This is a genomic window from Leifsonia sp. NCR5, from assembly GCF_002105485.1.
GTDB lineage: Bacteria > Actinomycetota > Actinomycetes > Actinomycetales > Microbacteriaceae > Leifsonia.
Map to the genome: position 1 here is coordinate 121,204 of NZ_NCSR01000008.1, position 14,642 is coordinate 135,845.

Annotated in this window: 11 protein-coding genes; all 11 read right to left on the reverse strand. The window is 69.5% G+C overall.

Annotation, left to right across the window (positions count from 1 at the left end; all coding sequences use genetic code 11):
* Position 1: 1 nt before the first annotated feature.
* Entirely contained in the window at positions 2-1,468 is a 1,467-nt protein-coding gene (locus B7438_RS08965; protein WP_085369208.1) for an NAD-dependent succinate-semialdehyde dehydrogenase, read from the reverse strand.
* Positions 1,465-1,968: an Lrp/AsnC family transcriptional regulator gene (locus tag B7438_RS08970; protein WP_085369209.1), complete on the reverse strand. Its 504-nt coding sequence runs from the start codon at positions 1,966-1,968 to the stop codon at positions 1,465-1,467. The genes B7438_RS08965 and B7438_RS08970 overlap by 4 nt, the downstream gene beginning before the upstream one ends.
* 49 nt (positions 1,969-2,017) lie before the next feature.
* Entirely contained in the window at positions 2,018-2,788 is a 771-nt protein-coding gene (locus B7438_RS08975; RefSeq protein WP_256921944.1) for an alpha/beta fold hydrolase, read from the reverse strand.
* A 1-nt stretch (position 2,789) separates the two neighbouring features.
* On the reverse strand, positions 2,790-3,113 hold the full coding sequence (locus B7438_RS08980) for a biotin/lipoyl-containing protein (protein WP_085369210.1): 324 nt from the start codon (positions 3,111-3,113) through the stop codon (positions 2,790-2,792).
* Entirely contained in the window at positions 3,106-4,134 is a 1,029-nt protein-coding gene (locus tag B7438_RS08985; RefSeq protein WP_085369211.1) for an alpha-ketoacid dehydrogenase subunit beta, read from the reverse strand. The genes B7438_RS08980 and B7438_RS08985 overlap by 8 nt, the downstream gene beginning before the upstream one ends.
* A complete protein-coding gene (locus tag B7438_RS08990) occupies positions 4,127-5,158 on the reverse strand; it encodes a thiamine pyrophosphate-dependent enzyme (protein WP_085369212.1) in 1,032 nt (343 codons plus the stop codon). Before B7438_RS08990 ends, B7438_RS08985 begins: the two co-directional genes overlap by 8 nt.
* A 145-nt stretch (positions 5,159-5,303) precedes the next feature.
* The gene (locus tag B7438_RS08995; RefSeq protein WP_085369213.1) at positions 5,304-7,535 is read right to left on the reverse strand and encodes an MMPL family transporter; all 2,232 of its coding nucleotides are present in this window, start codon (positions 7,533-7,535) and stop codon (positions 5,304-5,306) included.
* Positions 7,536-7,617: 82 nt separating this feature from the next.
* On the reverse strand, positions 7,618-8,199 hold the full coding sequence (locus tag B7438_RS09000) for an isochorismatase family protein (RefSeq protein WP_085369214.1): 582 nt from the start codon (positions 8,197-8,199) through the stop codon (positions 7,618-7,620).
* An 11-nt stretch (positions 8,200-8,210) separates the two neighbouring features.
* A complete protein-coding gene (locus tag B7438_RS09005) occupies positions 8,211-9,836 on the reverse strand; it encodes a D-alanyl-D-alanine carboxypeptidase/D-alanyl-D-alanine-endopeptidase (RefSeq protein WP_085369215.1) in 1,626 nt (541 codons plus the stop codon).
* Positions 9,837-10,614: 778 nt separating this feature from the next.
* On the reverse strand, positions 10,615-11,880 hold the full coding sequence (locus B7438_RS09015; RefSeq protein WP_085369217.1) for an acyltransferase: 1,266 nt from the start codon (positions 11,878-11,880) through the stop codon (positions 10,615-10,617).
* A complete protein-coding gene (locus tag B7438_RS09020; protein WP_085369218.1) occupies positions 11,877-14,432 on the reverse strand; it encodes a PKD domain-containing protein in 2,556 nt (851 codons plus the stop codon). The genes B7438_RS09015 and B7438_RS09020 overlap by 4 nt, the downstream gene beginning before the upstream one ends.
* Positions 14,433-14,642: the final 210 nt, after the last annotated feature.

Sequence of the window (14,642 nt, forward strand, 5' to 3'; positions counted from 1 at the left end):
CTCAGGCTCCGAACGGGTCGGGGGTGAGCGTGTACTTCGTGGACAGGTATTCGTGGATGCCCTCCAGGCCGCCCTCGCGGCCGAGCCCGGACTGCTTCACCCCGCCGAACGGTGCAGCGGCGTTGGAGACGACGCCGACGTTGAGACCCATCATCCCGGTCTGCAGCCGCTCGATCATCCGCTGCCCGCGCGCCAGGTCTTTCGTGAACACGTAGGAGACCAGACCGAACTCGGTGTCGTTGGCGATCCGCACGGCCTCGTCCTCGTCGGCGAAGCGCACGATCGAGAGCACAGGCCCGAAGATCTCCTCGCGGAGGATGTCGCTCCCCGCCGCAACGTCGGTGACGACGGTCGGCTCGAAGAACGTGCCGGTGCCCGGGATGCGCGACCCGCCCACCAGCACGGTCGCGCCGCGGGAGACGGCATCCTGGAGGAGCGTCGCCGCCTTGTCGACCGCGTCCTGGTCGATCAGGGGGCCGATGGTGACGCCTTCCTCCGTTCCGCGGCCGACGCGCATCCCGCGCACCCGTTCGGCGACGCGTGCCGCGAACTCGTCGGCGACCGACTCGTGCACGATGAACCGGTTGGCCGCGGTGCACGCCTCCCCGATGTTGCGGAACTTGGCGAGCATCGCGCCCTCCACCGCCTTCTCGAGGTCTGCGTCCTCGAACACGACGAACGGTGCGTTGCCGCCGAGCTCCATCGAGGTGCGCAGCACGTTCTGCGCGGACTGCTTCAGCAGCGAGCGCCCCACCTCCGTCGAGCCGGTGAACGACAGCTTCCGCAGGCGCGGGTCGGCGATGATCGGTCCGGACACCTTGCCGGACGTGGAGGTGGTGATCACGTTCACGACGCCGGCCGGCAGCCCCGCGTCCTCCAGCAGCTTCGCGAAGTAGAGGGTGGTGAGCGGGGTGAGGGCGGCGGGTTTGACGACCACCGTGCATCCGGCCGCCAGGGCTGGCGCGATCTTGCGGGTGGCCATCGCGAGCGGGAAGTTCCACGGCGTGATGAGGAAGCACGGGCCGACGGGATGCTGCGAGACGATCATCCGCCCCGTCCCCTCCGGGCTGGTGGCGTAGCGTCCGGCGATGCGCACGGCCTCCTCGCCGAACCAGCGCAGGAACTCGCCGCCGTACGTGACCTCGCCGTTGGCTTCGGCGAGGGGCTTGCCCATTTCGAGCGTCATCAGCAGGGCGAACTCGTCGCGCCGCTCCTGCAGCAGGTCGAACGCCCTGCGCAGGATCTCACCGCGCACGCGCGGCGCCGTGGCGGCCCAGTCGTCGGCAGCGGCGACGGCAGCATCCAGAGCGGCAGCACCGTCCGCCTCCGACGCGTCCGCGATGGTTTTGATGGACTCCCCTGTCGCCGGGTCGAAGACGTCGATGCTGCGGCCCGATGTGCCGTCGACCCACGCGCCGCCGATGTACAGCCGGTCGGGGACCTTCGCCAGCAGTTCCTGCTCGTTCATCTCTCTTCTCCCATGTCTTCTGCGCCTGCGCGCTCCTCCACTGCAGCGGCCACCAGCGGCACGGCGCGGTGGTCGATCTTCGTCGCCAGCGCGATCACCGTCGAGGTGCGGGTGATGCCCGGGTCGCTGACGATGCGGTCGATCACCCGTTGCAGGTCGGCGTTCGAGCGCGCGACGGCGCGGATCATCAGGTCTCCGGCACCGGTGATGGTGTGCACCTCGAGCACCTCGGGGATCTCGCTCAGGTGCGAGACGACGGTCACGTCCCTGTCGCCCTGCGCGATCTCCGCCGTCACGAACGCCGTCACCGGATAGCCGAGCCGTTCGCTGTCGATCGTCGGCGCGAAATCCTTGACGATCCCGGAGCGCTGCAAGCGGTCGAGTCTCGCCTGAACGGTGCCCCGAGCGACGCCGAGCCTGCGGGATGCCTCGAACACGCCGAGCCTCGGCTCAGCGGTGAGCAGCGCGATCAGCTCGGCGTCCAGCTTGTCGATCGGCATGCGGCCTCCTTCGGTCCTCGCACATCGTACGACTCGAAAGTGCGAACGCCTACACGCTGACGACGGCTCCCAGGAACGGCAGAGCAGCCTGCTTGAACGCTCGCGCGCTCAGCGACGTCACGTGGTTGCGACGGGGCAGTACGACCAGTTCGGCGCCGAGCGCGGCTGCCGCTTCCTCCCGCCCATCGGTCACCGGATCCACCTCGCCGACCACGAGCATCGTCGGCGCGCTCGACCGCAGCGGCAGTGGATGCGCGGCCATCCCGGACACGCACGCGGCGAGCGCCGCCGTGTCGACGCCCGGCGCCTGCCGCAGCGACGACAGCAGCGGGGCGAGCGGAGACTCCGGAGGAACGGTGTCCGTGCCGTCGAGCAGGGCGGAGCGCACAGCATCCACCCCCCAGCGGGCGAACTGCTCGACCGTGCCGATGCCGCCGACGACCACCCGGTGGATGCGCTCGGGCGCGAGCCCGACCAGCGCCAGCGTCACCCACGACCCCATCGAGTACCCGACGACGTCCACGCGGTCGAGACCCTCCGCGTCCAGCACGGCGACGAGGTCGCCGGCGAGCAGTTCCGGGGAGTACGCGGCCGGGTCGTGCGGCGCCGAGCTGCCGCCGTGGCCGCGCAGGTCGGGCACGATGGCGCCGCGGCCGGCCTCGGCGAGCGCGCGGACCCAGCCGGTCGCCTCCCAGGTGAGCGCTCCGGTGGTGGCGAAGCCGTGCACGAGGAGCACGGGGTCGTCGCCCGGGTGGCGGACGTATGCGATGCGCATCCCGTCGCCGGTGGTCGCGACGCCCTCGTGTCCGGAGCCGGTCACGTCAGTCCTCCGGCAGCTGGAGGCGCACCCGGCGCGCAGGCGCCTCGTCGACGGGCACGGTGCCGACGATCCCGGCGGTGTCGTCGTCGACGGTGAAGGTAATGAGCGACGCCCCGACCTCGAGCGTCTGTCCCTCCTCCGCGTGGAACCGCGCGACGGTCCCGGACTGCGGCGACGGCAGCTCGACGGCCGACTTCGTCGTCTCCACCTCGACCAGCGGCGCGTTCCGCTCGACGAAGTCCCCCTCGGCGACCAGCCATTCCAGCACGGTCGCCTCCTGCAGGCCCTCGCCGAGGTCTGGCAGGGCGAACGTGATCTCAGCCACGGCGATACTCCAACGTCTTCTGTACGGCTTCCAGGATGCGGTCGATGCTCGGCAGGTACTCGTCTTCGAGCACCGGGGACGGGTACGGCACATCCCACCCTGTCACGCGCTGCACGGGTGCGCGCAGGTCGCCGAAACAGCGCTCGGTGATGAGCGTGCTGACCTCGGCGCCGAGTCCGGCGGTGAGCGGCGCCTCATGCACGACGACGGCGCGCTTGGTCTTCGCGACCGACGAGGCGAGCCCGTCGGCGTCGATCGGCTTCAGCCAGCGCAGGTCGACCACCTCGATCTCCACGCCGTCCTCCGCGCCGAGCTCGGCGGCCTGCAGGCAGCGGGCGACCATCGCGCCCCAGGCGACCAGCGTGACGTGCTTGCCCTGCCGGACGACCCGGGATGCGCCCACCGGCAGCCGCTCGGACAGCTCGGCCTCGTCCACGGCGGCCTTGTGCCAGTACCGCGACTTGGGTTCGAGGAAGATCACCGGGTCCGGGTCGTCGATCGCCTGCCGGAGCAGCGTGTACGCCTCCGCCGGGGTCGACGGCGACACCACCTTGAGCCCAGGAACGTGCGCGAACAGCGCCTCCAGGCTCTCTCCGTGGTGCTCCGGCGCGCGGATGCCGCCGAAGCTGGGCAGCCGCAGCGTGATCGGCATCGTGAACGCCCCACGGCTGCGGTAGTGCATCCTGGCGACCTGGTTCACGATCTGGTCGATGGCCGGATAGGAGAAGCCGTCGAACTGGATCTCGGGCACCGGACGCCATCCCGCCATCGCGAGGCCGACCGCCATGCCCATGATCCCCGACTCGGCAAGCGTGGTGTCGAACACGCGGTCGTCGCCGTACTTGGCGTTCAGCCCGTCCGTGACGCGGAACACTCCGCCGAGCGTGCCGACGTCCTCCCCGAACACGAGGGTGCGGTCGTCGGCGGCGAGGGCGTCGTCGAGCGCGCGGTTCAGCGCGCGCTGCATCGTGGTGACCTCGGCCGCTGCTGGTCGCTCACGCTCCCTGGTGATCTCAGCCATGTCGTGACTCCTCCCACGCGCGCTTCTGCCCGAGCAGCGCAGCAGGCGCGTCGGCGAACACGAAATCGAACATCTCCTCGCCCGGCCGTCCGCCCAGCGCTGCGACGTCGGCGCGCACCCGCTCGGTGAGGGCGTTCGCGGTGTCGGACACCTCGGCGAAGAAGTCGTCGCCGACGGTGCCTGTGGCCCGCAGCCGCTCCTCGCACAGCGACAGCGGGTCGCGCGCGAGCCAGCTCTGCTCCTCGTCCAGGCTGCGGTAGCGCCCGGGGTCGTCGGAGGTCGAGTGCGGGCCGAGACGGTAGGTCATCGCCTCGATCACGGTCGGGCCGCCCCCGTCGCGGGCGCGGTCGAGGGCCTCGCGGGTCGCTTCGTACACGGCGACGACGTCGTTCCCGTCGATCCGCACCCCGGGCATCCCGTACCCGGCGGCGCGCGCGGCGACCGAGCCGCCCGCGACCTGCCTGCTGGTGGGGACCGAGATGGCCCAGCCGTTGTTCTGGCAGAAGAACACGACGGGCAGCTGCGAGACGCCTGCCGTGTTCATAGCCTCGTGGATGTCGCCCTGCGAGCTGGCGCCGTCGCCGAAGTACGCGATCGCGCATCCCCCGTTGCGGTCCAGCTTGGCGCCGAGCGCCCACCCGACGGCGTGCGTGACGGCTCCGCCGACGACGGCGTTGATCGGGGCGAGCCTGGCGGCGGCTGCATCCCACAACCCGCCGTGCCACGCACCCTGGTGCGACGCGAGATAGGCGACGGGGTCGACCCCCATCGCCACGGCGACGCCCAGCTCCCGGTAGGTCGGGAAGGCGAAGTCGCGCGCCAGATCGAGGGCGGCGGCACTGCCCACCTGGGCGGCCTCCTGCCCGCGCATCGGCGCATAGCCGGGCACGATGCCCTGCCGCTGCATGGCGACACCATCGAGGTCGAGCCGCCGCACGGTCACCATCGTGCGATACAGCCGCCGGAGAAGCGCAGCATCGTCGCCACGCTCGCCAACGGCGCTCTCGGGAGTGGTCAGGGTCATGCCGCCATGCTCGCAGGGGTGGATGCGGTGGGCAACACGCTCAGCGTGCGCTGCTCATCCTGTCTATTCCGGATATGGATGCGTCGCCGACACTGCACAATGTGCACAGTCGGCCTCGGGCACGGCAGGCGGATTGCGCTACCGCCTACTCGGCGGTCGTCACCGCTTCCGCCCCGCGCTTCTCGTCGTGCGTGGTCTCCTTCCACAGCTTCGACGGCCACCAGATCGCGCGGCCGATGTCGTAGGAGACGGCGGGCACCAGCAGCGAGCGCACGATGACCGTGTCGAGCAGGACGCCGAAGGCGACGATGAAGGCGATCTGCGCCAGGAACAGGATCGGGATGACGCCGAGGGCCGCGAACGTCGCCGCCAGGACGACGCCGGCCGACGTGATGACGCTGCCCGTCACGCCGAGGCCGCGCAGGATGCCGGGGCGCGTCCCGATGCGGAGGGACTCCTCCCTCACCCGCGTCATCAGGAAGATGTTGTAGTCCACGCCGAGCGCCACCAGGAACACGAAGCCGAACAGCGGCACCGCGGCGTCCGCTCCGGGGAAGTGGAACAGGTGGTTGAACACCAGGGCCGAGACACCGAGCGCTGCCGCGTACGAGAGCACGACGCTCGCGATGAGCAGCACGGGGGCGAGGATCGAGCGGAGCAGCAGCATCAGGATCACCAGGATGACCGCGAGCACGATCGGGATGATCTTGATCAGGTCGCTCTGCGCAGTGTCGTTGGTGTCGAGCGCTATGGCGGTGACGCCGCCGACGAGCACCGTCGGGTCCGTCTTCGGCAGGGTCTCCCTCAGATCGCGGACCGTCTGCTCCGCCGCGGCGGAGTCCGCCTCCGACGAGAGGGTCGCGTTGATGAGCACGCGGCCGTCCTTCACGATCGGCTCCGGCGCCGAACCGGCCGGACCGGATACGCCGCCGGCCGAGGCGGGCCGGGCGTTGCCGGTGTAGAGCGTGGCCGTCGCGATGCCGTCCGTGTTCTCGACGGCGGAGAGGACAGCATCCGCGTCGTCCTCCGCAGCCACGATGAGCACGGGGCTGCCGGAGCCGGCATCGAAGTGCTTCGCGAGGATCTTCTGCCCGTCTGCCGCGTCGGACTGGGTGAGCACGAGGTCGGTCTGCTGCACCCCGTTCGCCTTCAGCTGGGTGACGCCCGCAGCACACGCCGCGAGCAGCACGAGGGCGACGACCCAGGTCACCCTGGGGCGGCGGGCGATGAGGGTCCCGACCCTGCGCCAGAGTCCCGTGATGCCTTCGAGGCCCGCGATGCGCCGGCCATCGGCGTGCTTGTGCTCCGCCGGATGCTCGCCAACGAACTTCGGGCGGAACGGCCAGAACGAGACCCTGCCGAACACGACGAGCAGCATCGGGAGCAGGGTGAGGGCGGACAGCAGCGAGAACACGATGCCGATGGCGGCGATCGGGCCGAGGCTCTTGTTCGAGTTGAGGTCGGAGAACAGCAGGCACAGCAAGGCCAGGATCACGGTCGCACCGGAGGCGGCGATCGGCTCCCACGCCGCACGCCAGGCCCGCCCGATGGCCGCCCAGCGCGATTCGACGTGCTCCAGGGACTCCCGGTAGCGGGCGACCAGCAGCAGCGAATAGTCGGTGGCGGCACCGATCACCAGGATCGACAGGATGCCCTGGCTCTGCCCGCTGAGCTTGATCCAGCCCCACAGCGCGAACAGGTAGACCACCAGGATCGCGGCGCACAGGGCGAAGATCGACGTGAACAGCACGAGGAACGGCAGCACGAGCGACCGGTAGACCAGCAGCAGGATGAGGAACACGGCGCCGACGGCCACCAGCAGCAGGATGCCGTCGATGCCGCCGAACGCGTTGACGAGGTCGGCGGTGAGCCCGGCGGGTCCGGTCACCCAGCCCTGCGTGCCGTCCGGCAGGTTGTCGGCGACCACGGTGCGCAGGTCGGCCACCACGGTCTTGACGTGGTCGGAGTCCGCGATCGGAACGATGAACTCGACCGCTTTGCCGTCCTCGGACGGGATCGGCCCCGCGACGCTGGTCTCCGCATCGCCTTCCGGCTTCTGCACGCCGTCGACCTGACCGAGCTTCACGCCGAGGTTCGCGTACTCCGCCAGGTCCGACTTCGGGATGCTCGTGTCCGACTGCACGACGACGATCGCCGGGATCGCGTTCGAGTCCGTGAACTTCTTCTGCCACTCCTGCACTTCGGTCGACTCCGCACTGGCGGGGAGGAAGGCGGCCTGGCCGTTCTCGGAGACGGAGGAGAGCTTGCCGAAGGTGGGTCCGCCGACGCCCGCGGCGATGAACCAGATGACGATGACGACGGCGGGCAGCACGATGCGCAGCCAGCGTGCCGGATTCCAGTCGGATCGGGTCTTCATCAGTGCGCCTCCGGATTAGCTAGCCAAGTTAGTAATCAGCTTAGCGCGCATAATGCGGGGGTGCTACCCCGCATCCCGGCTATCACCCCGCGGTGACGAGCTCCGCTCCCGCGTGGGCCAGCTCGGCCAGCGCCGCCTCCGACGACGCGGGCGCCACCCCCGCCACCAGATCGGTGAGCACGCGGACGCGCTGACCCTGGCTCAGCGCATCCAGTGCAGACGCCCGCACGCAGTAGTCAGTCGCGATGCCGACGACGTCGATCTGGTCGATGCCGTGCTCGTCGAGCAGGTTGTGCACGCTCGACCCCGCCTCGGTGTGCCCCTCGAAGATCGAATACGCCGGGACGCCCTGGCCCTTCCGGATGTGGAACGTCACCGCAGAGGTGTCGAGCGCCGGGTGGTATTCGGCGCCCGTCGTGGCCGCCACGCAGTGCTGCGGCCAGGTGACGACGAAGTCCGGGGACGCCTCCGTCGCGAAGTGCCCGCCGTTGTCGTTGTCGGCGTCGTGCCAGTCGCGGCTGGCGAAGATCTCCGCGTACTCGGAGGCGTGCTCGGCGAGGTAGCGGGTGATCCCCGCGGCCACCGCAGCGCCGCCGTCGACGCCCAGGGCGCCGCCCTCCGTGAAGTCGTTCTGCACGTCGATGATGAACAGAGCCTTGCCCATGATGGCCTCCGTCACTGGTTGGAGAGGTTGCCGCCGCACTTGTAGAAGCCGGTGACGAGCGTGTCGATCGCCTGCTTGGCATTGTCTCCCACATTGCCGAGTGCGAACACCGCGAACGTGAGCGGGGTGCCGTCCGCCGCGTTGATGATCCCGGACAGCGTGTACCCGTTGTCGATCCACCCGGTCTTGGCGAGCACGGCTCCCCTGGCGACCGAGTTCGCTCCGGTGAACCTGCTGTATCCCGGCCCGAGCGTGCCGGACTGCCCGGCGACCGGCAGGCCGTCGTAGACGACGCCGAGCCCGTTCTGCTTGTTGAGCACCTTGATGAACAGCTGCGTCAGGTACGACGGCGGCACGGCGTTGTCCGCGCTGAGCCCCGACCCGTCGGCGATGTGGATGCCCGTGGTGTCGATCCCGTACGGCTTCAGCGCGGCGAGCACCCCGGCGTTCTCGGCATCGAACGTGTTGCCAGCGCCCGTCTTGATCGCGACGAGCCTGGCCAGCTCCTCCATGATCGTGTTGTCGGAGACGCGCATCGCCTGGTCGATCAGCGTGGTCACCGGCTGCGACTGCACGGCCGCGAGCTGCGGGGCCCCCGCCGGGGCTGTCCCTGCGCTGACCGGGACGTTCGTGCCGAGGTACTGCTGGAAGTACTGCACGGCGCGGGCGACGGGGTCGGTGCTGCGCGGGGACTCGACGGCGGTGGGGTCGTCCCTGTCGCCGTCCACCTGCAGCGCCGTGATGTACGAGGTCGAGCCTTCGACGACGCGCTCCTCGCGCTCGTCCCAGCTCGGCTGCCAGACCGGGCCGCCGAACAGCGACGTGTCCGTGACGATCGAGGTGATGGGCTGGCCGCCCATCGCCTGGTTGACCTGGATCGCGAGATCCTGGATCTTCGGGGCGCCGGTGTAGAACGACGCCTGCCCGTCCGGCAGCCGGGAGAGCGTGACGTCTCCCCCGCCGACGATGACGATCTGGCCGGGCGCGCTTCCCTTGACCACGGTGGTCGCCACCCGATAGTCGGGGCCGAGCACCTGCAGAGCGGCAGCGGAGGTGAGCGTCTTCAGCACGCTCGCGGTGGGTCCCGGCTTTCCGCCGTTCCTGTCGAAGACGACCTCGCCGGTGCGCGCATCCACCACCTGGGCTTCGAGGTTGCCGAGCCTGCCGTCCTGCGACAGCCCGGCGACGGAGCAGGTGCGCACGCGGCTCGCCGCCGGCTGGTTGGCGGGGACGGGACGCACAGGGTCGGCGCTCTTGGTCGGGGTGGGCGTGGGAGTCGGGGTCGCGCTGTGGGTCGGGACGGCGGCCGCCTCTGCGGGCGAGCCGACGGTAGCCCCGAGGGCCACCGATCCTGCGCCGAGGATGACGAACGCAGCGGATGCCCCGGCGATGATCCACGCCTTCGGGTGGTTCCTGATCGCAGCGAGCACGCCGCCGAAGGCGGCGGCCGCACCGGCGCCGACGCCTGCGCCCGACCCTGCGCGCTCCTCCGAGCGCCTGGCCGCACGGGTCGACGCGGTGGCGGGATCGCTCGGCGATGCCGAGTCCGCTGGGGGAACGATGGTGGCGGGGGTGTCGGCCGATTCCGGCTCAGAGCCGTCCGGCATGCCAATATCGGGCTGGTCCGATTCGCGCATCCGGGTATATTACCTGCGTTTACTGGGAGAGCGAATCCGGATCGGGTAGTGACTGCGTTCACCAACGTCACTCTGCGACGGAGGGGTTATCCCTTCCCACCAACCTCTGGATCCCTATCCGCAGTAGCCAACCAGCCCCTGCTGAAAGCAAGAAGTCGGTCGGTGCCCCATCGACCCGTGACATTCCAACCAAGATGAGCGCGCAGGGGTAGAGAGCAACCTGGCTTTCAACCAGGACTCGCGCACCGATTTGCTTAACCATGAACGTGCACGCATACGCGACTTCAGGAACGATAAAGCCGACGACGAGGAACCACATGTCACCGACCCCGGCAGCAGCCGAGGCGATCGACGCCAGCAAGACGATCCCGAGGGCGTCACGGCGCGTTGACGCGGCCCGGGAGACCGCTTCCCGTTGCAGTTCGAAGAGCCTCACCCAAACGACCGCTGAACGGGTCATTCGCCCGTGGTCTTACTCGTGCGGTCCGGACAGTCCGATGCGCCGCATTCCCGCTCGTTTGACATACACTTCTTCCGGTCCGGGGCGCAAATCAACACCATGGGCTAAGCGTTGCAATTTATCATATTTGTTGAGTTATCTCACGTCAAGAATTGATATTACCCCAGTCTCTCGTCGGGTGGCCACCATTACCGTCGTCAGGCCACGAAGTCCACAGCCCCGCGGGGTGGGTTGCCACTGCCGTACGCCGAGACGTGATGGAACACGACGCGTCAGATGAGGCGCACCAGCCCCCCATACGGCGCTATTTACCACGAACTAGGCCGACACATCCCGGATGGGCTTGTCCAGCGTTGACTGCACGCGCCGTCTCGCGGCCGGCCACGCCAGGATCGCCCGCCCGACCCGCTGCGACAGCAGCATCGACGGCCGCTCGACCACCCGGTAGAACCCCTCCGCCGCCAGCAGGATCACCGGCAGCAGCGCCAGCGCGACGAACAGCCAGGGCAGCCATGCGTCCGCCCTGGTGACCAGCGCGGCAGCCACCAGGATCGGCTCGTGGATGAGGTACACACTGAACGAGCGCGTGCCCGCCCACTGCACCGGCCGGGTCTCCAGCACCCGCCTTGCCGGGGCTTCGAGCGCGATGAAGACCACCCCGGCCACCCCGATCAGGCTCACAGCGGCGAGCGCCGCGGACACCGGCGTGTACACCGCGCCCGTCGGCACGAGGCTCGGGGAGATCATCAGCAGCAGCGCTCCCGCGATCACCGGCCACCAGCTCCGGATGCGCGTGGCCAGCCGCGTGATCGTCTCCCGCCGCGAGGCGACGATCATCCCGATCCCGAACACCGGCAGGTACTGCAGCATCCCTCCGGTCAGCCACGACAGCGGGAGCGCGTCGAGCACGGCCGGGAAGCGCGAGACGGCGGACAGGGCGATGAGCAATGCGATGCCGCCCAGCCACCAGTCGTGCACGCGGGCGACCTTCAGCAGCACGAACATCACGGGGAGCAGCAGCGAGAACCACACTTCCCAGGTCAGCGACCACAGCGGGCTGTCGAGGTTGGAGGTGCCGAGCACCAGCACCAGGTCGTGCCACACCGCCGAGAAGGTCGGAGGGAGGTGGGTGGCCAGCCAGCTGCTCCCCACCGATGGGTCGCGCGGCACGGCCACGGCCAACAGCAGCGCGAACGCCACGGCACCCCACACCGGGACGTACAGCCTCAGGATGCGCCTGCCGTAGTACGCCAGGATGCGCCTCGGACTCTGCCGGTGCGTCAGCAGCGGAAGAGTGAGCACGAAACCGGAGAGCACGAAGAAGATCAGCACGGCCTCGTGCCCGGGCATGACCAGTCGTAACGGCGTGCGGAACAGCCACCATTCCGGGGTCAGCGGCGTCGCATCCGACTTCTCGATGTAGAGCACGGAGACCGCCGGCACCACGAGCAGTGCGTGATAGAGCACCACAGACAGGGCGGCGACCCCGCGGAGGCCATCGAGGGAGCGGTACCGATGACCGGTCGCCGCCGGTGCCGCCCCGTGCGCGGCTTCGGGCGCCCCCTCGCCCGGAGCCGACGTCACGGAACGACCGCCACGGCGTAGTTGTCGAACCGGGTGGTCACCGGGGTGAGCGTCGCCGCCGCCGACACGTACACGCGCAGGCCGACGGCGCCGTTCGCCTGGAGGGCGGCGGTCGCGTCCGTCACGCTCGCCTGCCAGGCGGCGGGCTCGGCCTGGATGGCCGGCCAGAGCTTCGCACGCACGGTGGTCGGCGACGTGCCGAACACCTGGACGCGCAGCGAGAGCTGCTGGCCCGCCGAGTATGTCAGCCCGGAGACCGGCACGGCCTGCAGGGTGTTGCCGCTCTGCAGCAGCTGCACCTGCACGGCCCCGCTCGAGCTGATCCAAGCGCGGCCCTCGTAGCCGACGGAACCGACCTGGCGTCCGATGGCGGAGACGAAGATCCCGCCACCCGACGACGCGACATCGGTGGTGAAGGTCACCGTCGTGTCCGTCCTGTTCGACGACACCGCGTTCAGCGTCTCCGTCTTGGTGTTCCCGGCCGGCACGATCATCTGCCCGGTCCCGGAGGCGACGGTGTACGCCGTGGCGACCCCCGCGCCCGTCCAGGCGCCGCCGACATCCGCGGTGCCCCAGCCGCTCGCGACCGACCGTTCGAACGCATCCCGTGCCACCGTGTTGCCGGTTGCCGCCGTGACCGTCACCGACTTGGAGGTGCTGGCCTGGCCGCCCCTGTTGTCCGTCACCGTGAGCGCGACCGTGTACGTGCCGGCGGCCGCGTAGGTGTGGCCTGCCGTGGCGCCCGTCGCCGTGCCTCCGTCGCCGAACGTCCACGCGTACGAGGCGATGGAGCCGTCCGGATCACTGGATGCGCTGCCGTCGACGGACACGGACAGGCCGTTCGGCGTCGCCACGAACGACGCGACCGGGTTCTGGTTCGCTCCTCCGCCCGCGATGGTCACCGTGTTGCCCGTGCGGTTGATCTGGTTGCCGTCCGGATCCGTCACATAGAGGCGATAGGTGTGCTGGCTGCCCCCGGCGAGCCCGCTGTCGGTGAAGCCCATCGCCGGACGGTTCCAGAACGTCGACAGCTGGTTGGTCTGGTAGACGGGGCTGGCGGTGTTGCCGTCGCGGACGAGCTTGTAGTTCAGGTTGGTGTTGTCCTGGTCGAACGTCGATGTCCAGGTGATCCTGGCCTGCCCTGCGGCGGGCGAGGTGGCGTTCGGCGTGGCGGCGGTGTTGTTGTTCGGCCCGACCTTGCTGCGCACGACGCTGTCGAACGCGTACCGGGTGAGCCCGTACTGGGCGACACCGTTGACGAACGGGAATTCACCGCCGACCGCGAGGTACTGGCTGTTGCCCGCCAGGCTCCATGCGGCCTGCCCCTGGCCGGTGTACGAACCGGTCACGTAGTCGGGGAACCAGTTCAGCAGCGTCGGCGACGGCTGGCCGCTGAAGTTGAAGTAGCTGCGGTTCCCGTCGTTCGTGAGCGTCCCCGTCCTCGCCTTCGAGAACGCGATGGAGTGGTGGAAGGTGCGCGGGTTGGTCTCCGGGTATCCGCCGACGTTCCGGCAGTCGTGCGGATGGCCGACGGCGTAGAGCGCGTCGCCGAGCGGGTAGACCGAGTACGTGTCGCCGTGGCAATCCTCCAGCCAGATGAGGGCTCCCGAGTTCGCGTCGGCCGCGAAACTGCCCTCCAGATTGCCGCCGGAACCGAACACGTACCCGGCGCCGTAGATGCGGTCGGCTGTCGCGACCAGGGTGGTGATCCCGGCCTGCGTTCCCGCATCCCTGACCACGCTGTTGGCGGGGAAGGGCAGGGCGGTCCCTGTCGTCCCCGTGAGCATGGCCAGGCCGTAGTGGGCGCTGCCGTTCACGTTCTTGAAGCGGCCGCCCGCATACACTTTGCTGCCGTCCGGGCTGACGGCCAGCGCATCCACGACGTAGTCGGCGCTCGCGGTCCAGCCGGTCATCAACGAGCCGTTGGATGCGTCGATCTTGGCGATGTAGCCCCGGCTCGTACTGTTCACGCTCGAGAACGTGCCTCCGGCGTACACCGCCGTGTTCGTCGCAGCGAGCGCTCTGACCTGGCTCTCCATGATCGGCCGGAACGAGCTCACGATCTGGCCGGTCGCCGTGCTGATCGCCACGATGCGGTAGTAGTTGCCCCCACCCGCCGTGGTGAAGTCGCCTCCGACGTACACGCGGCTCCCGTCCGGTGTCGCCGCGACAGCCAGCGCCTGCGCATTCAGCGGCACGTTGAAGGAGGTGATGAGCGCGCCGGTGGTGATGTTGTACGCGAGCAGGTTGCTTCGCGGAGTCGTGTTCGACCCGGCCGGCGACCCTGCGGGGCGCGCGGTACTGAACTTGCCGGCGACGTAGACGGTGTTCCCGACGACGGTCTGCGCCCAGGCGACGCCGTCGATCTGCGTCGTCGGCAGCGCATCCGCCCCGACGGTCGGCGGCGTGGCCGGATTGGTCGGGTCGGGAGGCATGGTGTCTGCGCTGGCCGGGCCGGCGATCACCAGCCCTCCGAAGACGAGACCGATCGCCGTCACGACGGACGCTGCGATACCGAGACCTCGGGACCTGGACGTGCGGAAAATGCTCATGACAACCTCGGGCAGGCTTGTCGTCTCGCGCTGCGGGCAGTGCGGGATGTGCCCGGCGGCTCGGCGAAGCGGCGGGCGGATGTGAAGTTTCGGGTTCGCGCTTCGGCGTCGCTCTCGTCGAGCACCGCACCGGCCACGAGTTCGGCGGGCTTCAGCCCAGCCAAACCTGAATGTTTCTCAACTTCCGACCAGAGTACGCCTCAGACAGCC

Coding starts and splice junctions, on each gene's coding strand:
- B7438_RS08985 (WP_085369211.1), bottom strand. CDS start 4,134: ATGGCTGAGATCACCAGGGAGCGTGAGCGACCAGCAGCGGCCGAGGTC.
- B7438_RS09005 (WP_085369215.1), bottom strand. CDS start 9,836: ATGCGCGAATCGGACCAGCCCGATATTGGCATGCCGGACGGCTCTGAG.
- B7438_RS08965 (WP_085369208.1), bottom strand. CDS start 1,468: ATGAACGAGCAGGAACTGCTGGCGAAGGTCCCCGACCGGCTGTACATC.
- B7438_RS09020 (WP_085369218.1), bottom strand. CDS start 14,432: ATGAGCATTTTCCGCACGTCCAGGTCCCGAGGTCTCGGTATCGCAGCG.
- B7438_RS09000 (WP_085369214.1), bottom strand. CDS start 8,199: ATGGGCAAGGCTCTGTTCATCATCGACGTGCAGAACGACTTCACGGAG.
- B7438_RS08990 (WP_085369212.1), bottom strand. CDS start 5,158: ATGACCCTGACCACTCCCGAGAGCGCCGTTGGCGAGCGTGGCGACGAT.
- B7438_RS08970 (WP_085369209.1), bottom strand. CDS start 1,968: ATGCCGATCGACAAGCTGGACGCCGAGCTGATCGCGCTGCTCACCGCT.
- B7438_RS08995 (WP_085369213.1), bottom strand. CDS start 7,535: ATGAAGACCCGATCCGACTGGAATCCGGCACGCTGGCTGCGCATCGTG.